The organism is Bifidobacterium sp. LH_416, from assembly GCF_056357055.1.
On sequence record NZ_JBKEVJ010000014.1, the window covers coordinates 1 to 1,329 of the forward strand.

Genomic DNA, 1,329 nt, shown 5'->3' on the forward strand with positions numbered 1-1,329 from the left:
GGCTATTCGCTGTTTGTGGTGGGTGATGGTCAGGTGGTGGTGACGGCTTTGATGTCGAGTTTGCCGCAGGTCAGGTAGATCATGGTGGCGAAGTAGTCCATGTTGCGAAAGCCCCTCGCCCGTCGTTTGACGTTCTGGATGACGCTGTTGACGCCCTCGAGGACGGCGTTGGTGTACGGGTGCTCGAAATAGGCGACGATCTCGGTGAAGTGGCGTCGGATCATGCGGGCGAGTTCCTTCATGGGCTCGAGCCTCGAGTGCATCATCCATGAGCACAGGCGGTGCAGGCGCACCCATGCCTCGGACGGGCTGGAGCTGTCCGCGTAGATGTCCTGCAGGACCTCGCGCATCCGGCAGGCGCGGCCGGTCTTCAACCGTTGCCTTGTTAGGTTCCGCTTCGTCTCCAGCTGCGGTTCGGTCAGGATCCCCTCGTTGCGCAGCCACAGGTATTTCGTCCGTTTGAGCAGCGGGTTGGAGCGGCCCTCCTCCTTCCTGACCTTGTCGACGGCCTCGTTGGCGTGCTTGATCACGTGGAACCTGTCGATGATCCTCTTCGCGTTGGGCAGGTGTTCGCGGATGCCCTTTCGGAAGCCCAGGCTCATGTCGCAGGTGACCAGGCGCACGTATTCCGGCACCCCGTTGTGGTCCATGAAATCGCCGACGAACCGTTTGACGGTGGCCGAGTCCTTGCCCGGGGTCACGTTGATCACGTCGTGCTCCACGAGGTCGGCGACGACCGTGATGTAATTGTGGCCTTTGCGGCTGGTCTCGTCGATGCCGATGGCCTCCACTCCCGTGTAGTCCTCCAGCCTCCTCGCCTCGTCGACGTAGTGGGCGATGAACCGCCACAAACGGGTGTCGGTCTCGTCGACCTGTTCGGCGAGCGTGCCGACGGGCAGGTGGCGGGCCATCTCCACGGCCCACGCCTCAAACAGGAGCGTGAACCCGCTGCCGGGCCTGGCCCACGGGGCGGGAACCGTCCTCACCCCGTGCACGGGGCACGTGACGCGTGGCAGTCCGGCGTGGATGAACGCCTTGTATTGGAAGAAGTTCAAGTGCCGCCACACGCGTTCCCTCGTGTCATGCACCGGGCAGGCGGCCTCACCGCATCCCGTCTCGGGGCAATGGAAGCGCGCGCCGGGCTCGAAGCCGATCATGATGTGCAGCTCCTGACGGCCGCCGTCGACGTCACGGAAGTCCACGGACCCCACCTTCCAAGGTGACTGCAACTGAAGCGCGGCGGTGAACAGGTGAGAGGTATCCATGCCTCCAACCTACCCGACCGGCATCACCCCACCCCAAACCACCCACCATAAACAGCGAAAGGCC

The 1,329-nt window shown here is 63.6% G+C and carries 1 protein-coding gene; it reads right to left on the minus strand.

Going from position 1 to position 1,329, the window contains the following annotated elements:
* Window positions 1-29: 29 nt before the first annotated feature.
* Window positions 30-1,265 carry an ISL3 family transposase gene (locus AC1AY0_RS11735; RefSeq protein WP_476525144.1) on the minus strand — a complete coding sequence of 412 codons (1,236 nt, stop codon included), beginning with the start codon at window positions 1,263-1,265 and terminating at the stop codon, window positions 30-32.
* Between the last annotated feature and the right edge of the window lie 64 nt (window positions 1,266-1,329).

Coding starts and splice junctions, on each gene's coding strand:
- AC1AY0_RS11735 (WP_476525144.1), bottom strand. CDS start 1,265: ATGGATACCTCTCACCTGTTCACCGCCGCGCTTCAGTTGCAGTCACCT.